5 protein-coding genes and 1 rRNA gene are annotated in these 4,396 nt (G+C 36.7%); 1 reads left to right on the top strand and 5 read right to left on the bottom strand.

Going from position 1 to position 4,396, the window contains the following annotated elements:
* The 4 genes from BUB32_RS12490 to BUB32_RS12475 all read right to left on the bottom strand — a co-directional run.
* Positions 1-292: ribosomal RNA gene (locus BUB32_RS12490) — 16S ribosomal RNA — on the bottom strand; the annotation flags it as partial.
* Between the two features lie 258 nt (positions 293-550).
* A complete protein-coding gene (locus tag BUB32_RS12485) occupies positions 551-1,111 on the bottom strand; it encodes a uracil-DNA glycosylase (protein WP_029688079.1) in 561 nt (186 codons plus the stop codon).
* Positions 1,112-1,118: 7 nt separating this feature from the next.
* A complete protein-coding gene (locus BUB32_RS12480; RefSeq protein WP_072969637.1) occupies positions 1,119-1,679 on the bottom strand; it encodes a Fe-S-containing hydro-lyase in 561 nt (186 codons plus the stop codon).
* 20 nt (positions 1,680-1,699) lie between these two features.
* Positions 1,700-2,542 carry a fumarate hydratase gene (locus BUB32_RS12475; RefSeq protein ID WP_072969636.1) on the bottom strand — a complete coding sequence of 281 codons (843 nt, stop codon included), beginning with the start codon at positions 2,540-2,542 and terminating at the stop codon, positions 1,700-1,702.
* 178 nt (positions 2,543-2,720) lie between these two features.
* On the opposite strand from BUB32_RS12475, the gene BUB32_RS12470 reads away from it, so the two are divergent.
* Positions 2,721-3,614 (top strand): PP-loop family protein, encoded by an 894-nt coding sequence (locus tag BUB32_RS12470; protein WP_072969635.1) that lies wholly within the window; start codon positions 2,721-2,723, stop codon positions 3,612-3,614.
* 33 nt (positions 3,615-3,647) lie between these two features.
* On the opposite strand, the gene BUB32_RS12465 is transcribed toward BUB32_RS12470, so the two are convergent.
* A partial coding sequence (locus BUB32_RS12465) for an S-layer homology domain-containing protein (protein WP_143152814.1) occupies positions 3,648-4,396 on the bottom strand: 749 nt, incomplete at its 5' end.

The raw sequence follows: 4,396 nt of genomic DNA, 5'->3' as shown, positions 1-4,396 counted from the left end.
ACCCGTCGTCGCCTTGGTGAGCCGTTACCTCACCAACTAGCTGATGGGACGCGGGCCCATCCTTAAGCGGGTTCCCCCTTTCTTCATATGGTGATGCCACCTTATGACCTTATCCAGTATTAGCACCCCTTTCGAGGTGTTATCCCGGTCTTAAGGGTAGGTTGCCCACGCGTTACTCACCCGTCCGCCGCTATCCGACACTTAACTTGTGCTAAGTGCCGAACCGCTCGACTTGCATGTGTTAGGCACGCCGCCAGCGTTCGTCCTGAGCCAGGATCAAACTCTTAAGTTCATTTCCTTGCTCTTCTCTACACCTTTTTTTCGCCTCACTGTCCATTTTTCAAGGTCCCTCGCTGCTTACCCGCAGCTCCTCTATATTACCAAATCTATATCCCTTTGTCAATACCCTCTCGCTGTCTTGCCGCTTCAGCAGCGACGTTTATTAATATATCATTTTTATGTTTCTACTTCAATCCCTATAGAAAGTCATATAAAGCCATTATACATAATTATACCGACTATGCTTGGTTATACTTTAAAATGCTTTAAATTACGATAATTTATCTAACTCTTCTTTAATTTTTTTAAAGTCCTCCATTGCAGGCTCTAATTTTTCAGGGTCTCTCAAAATTGCAGCTGGATGGTAAGTCGCTATTATTTTAACGCCTTTTCTTTCAAGCCATTGTCCTCTCATTGCTGTTATTTTAAAGTTTTTATCTATTATAGCTTTTGCTGCAGTAGCTCCAAGACAAACTATTATTTTAGGAGCTATTATTGCAACTTGATTTCTTAAATAAGGCAAACAAGCATCAATTTCACTCTGTAAGGGCACTCTATTATTTGGGGGCCTGCATTTTACTATGTTGGCAATATAAACTTCTTCTCTTTTTAATCCAACCTCTTCAAGCATTTTGTTGAGAAGTTGACCAGCTCTCCCTACAAAAGGCCTCCCTTGCAAATCCTCGTCTCTTCCTGGTCCTTCTCCAACAAACATAACTTTTGCTTTTAAATTTCCTTCTCCAAAAACCATATTAGTTTTCGTCTTACTAAGGTCACATTTTGTACAATGTAAACACTCTAAATATAGTTCTTTTAAAGGTAGAAGCGCCATTTTTGTCTCACCTTTTTAAATTAGTCTTATATTTTTCTTTCTCAATCTCATACAAATTATTGCCATAGATATCTATAGTAACAATAACAGGAAAATCCTCAACTAAAAATTTATAGATAGCCTCTGTACCCAAATCTTCATAAGCTACTATTTCTGCTTTTTTCACTTTTTGTGCCAGTAGTGCTCCTGCTCCTCCTATAGCAGTGAAATAGACCGCTTTATACTTTTTCATAGCTTCTATAACTTCTTTACTCCTATATCCCTTTCCTATCATGCCTTTTAATCCTAATTCAATTAATACCGGTGTGTATTTATCCATTCTTCCGCTTGTAGTAGGCCCACAACTTCCTACAACTTGTCCCGGTTTAGGAGGACAAGGACCTACATAATAAATTACACTATCTCTTATTTCGAAAGGTAATTTTTCTCCTCTATTTAATGATTCTATCATTCTCTTGTGAGCTTCATCTCTTGCTGTATAAATTTCTCCTGATAGCAAAATTAAGTCCCCTGCTTTAAGCTGGTTTACTATTCCATCATCTAAAGGAGTAGTTACTTTCTTGTACATCATTTTTCCTCCCAACAATATTATAATACAAAAGTAGCATGTCTTGTAACATGGCATCCTAAATTGATAGCTACAGGAAGAGAAGCTATATGGGTAGGATAAGTTTCAATATGAACATCAAGAGCAGTAGTACTTCCTCCCAACCCTTGCGGACCAACACCTAATGTATTTATTTCTTGCAGTAATTCTTCTTCTAATTGAGCTATCACTTCATCAGTATTCCTTTCTCCCACTTTCCTCAATAAAGCCTTTTTAGCAAGATAAGGAGCAAGTTCAAAATCCCCTCCCATTCCTATTCCCACGATCGAGGGAGGGCAAGCATTAGGACCTGCTTTTTCAACTGTTTCAATAACAAAACTTTTAATCCCTTCTACTCCGTCAGAAGGTTTTAGCATTTTTAAAGCACTCATATTTTCACTTCCTGCACCTTTAGGCATTACAGTTATTGAAAGTCTATTCCCTTCACAGATATGATAATGTATTATCGCAGGAGTGTTGTCACCAGTATTTATTCGCAAAATAGGGCTTTTTACAACAGATTTTCTCAAATACCCCTCTTCATACCCCAGTCTTACACCTTCATTTATCGCTTCTTCTAAACTGCCATTAACTATATGTACTTCTTGTCCTATCTCTACAAAAACTACCACTATTCCTGTATCTTGACATATAGGCATTCTTTGCGTTTTCGCTATTTCAGCATTTGCAATTATATCTTTTAAAATTTCTCTACCCAATGGACTTGTTTCCTCTTTTATTCTTTCTTTTAAACTTTTAAATATATCTTGAGGTAATTCATAATTAGCTTCAATACAAAGCAATTTTACTATTTCTGTAATTTTCTTTGCTTCTATTACTTTCAAAATTTTTCACTCCCTCTTAAGTTCCTCACAACTATATAATACTATTTTTTTAGAAATTTTTTAAGGAAAACTTGTTGAAGTAATTAGCGTTTTTGCAATTTCTTTTTAAATTTTTTATAATTTAAGGTATAGCTTTAATTGTAGTATACAATTTATTAAGTAAAGGAGGGTTATGCCATTGAAATGTACTGTGTGCCGTAAACCAGCAATTGTAAAATTCCCCGCTCATAATTCCGCCTTTTGCGAAGAACATTTGGATGCTTTTTTTATGAGACAAGTTGCCAAAACTATTGAAAAATATAAAATGCTGCCTCCGAAAGGGCGCGTAGTTGTTGCAATCTCAGGGGGAAAAGATTCCTTAGTCACTACTTTTGTCTTAAAAAGATTAGGTTATGAAGTGCTGGGCTTTTTTATAGATCTAGGAATAGAAGAAAACAACTTCTCTTCTCGATCTAGAGAAGTTGTGGAAAACTTTTGCAAAGAAAATGATATTCCTTTAGAAATAGTAAGCTTAAAAGAAAAATTTGGAAAAGGTATCCCAGATATAGCTAAACGCCAAGACAGGATATGTGCTCTATGTGGAGTCACTAAAAGGCATCTTATGAATGAATACACTTTATCTGTAAAAGCTGATGCACTAGCAACAGGTCATACATTAGACGATATGGCCAAATTGCTTTTAGCAAATCTATTCCAATGGGACCTTCATCATTTATCAAAGGGAATTCCTGTACTCCCTGAAGAACTGGGATTTTCTCGAAAAATTAAACCTCTCGCTTTCCAAGCAGAAGAAGAGATAATTGCTTTTGCAAAACTTCACAATATAAAGCCTGTAACCGTAGTATGTCCTTATTCAAGAGAAGCAAAATATATAAGATATCAAGAAGCCTTAGATATGTTAGAGGAAAATTCCCCAGGAATTAAAAGGTCTTTTTATAAAAACTACACAAAATATGCCCATCTATTTGCTGGTACTTCTGCCCGTCCTCCAAAAATAAATTGTGAGGTATGTGGTTTTCCTTCTGTTTCTCCCGTGTGTACCTTCTGCCGCACATGGATGAAAAATGACTAACAAAAAAAGCGCCCGTTAGGGCGCATCTCCATTTTATATATTTCCTGTTTTCTCTAAAATTCTGTAAAGCATAGCTGCTGCCTCTGCTCTTGTAGCGTTGTCTTTTGGCTTGAAAGTGTTATCTTCATATCCTCTTACTATCCCAAGCTTTACTGCATTCGCTACTACACTCTTTGCCCATTCGCTTATCTTGTTGTTATCACTGAAAGTGGTATTGCCTATGCTGTCTTCTTTGTACTCTGCAAGCTTTCCGTATACCCTCATTATTACTGCTGTCATCTCTTCTCTTGTTATCGGGTCATCCGGCCTTATATTCTTGCCGTCTCCTAACATTATCCCTGCTTTGTATGCTGCTTCTATCGCGTTTGCATACCATGCTCCTTCTTTTATGTCATTGAATTCTCCTTTGTATGGCTCTTCTTCTATTCCTAATGCCCTTATCATTAATGCTGCAAATTCTGCTCTCGTTATTTTTGCGTTCGGTACAAATGTTTCACTGTCTACTCCTTTTATTATGTGCCTTGATGCAAGCACATTTACTACGTCATATGCCCAATTGTCTTTTGTTACGTCTTTGAATTCTTTGTTGTATTCAAAGACTCCATATGTTGAGAAGTGTTTGGCTTCAAAGGTTATTGTGTTTGTTCCTTTGTCAACTTTTCCTCCTACGTATTCCCATTGATTTGTCGTCTCGTTTAAGTAGTATACTCCTATTTTTCTTATGTCTTTTCCACCTTTTATGTTAAATGTCATTTTTACTGGTGACCCTATTTTTATGTCTT

The sequence above is a fragment of the Thermoanaerobacter uzonensis DSM 18761 genome, from assembly GCF_900129115.1.
Classification (GTDB): domain Bacteria; phylum Bacillota; class Thermoanaerobacteria; order Thermoanaerobacterales; family Thermoanaerobacteraceae; genus Thermoanaerobacter; species Thermoanaerobacter uzonensis.
Note: the sequence above shows the minus strand (reverse complement) of the source record. Positions and strands in the feature narration are given on the sequence as shown.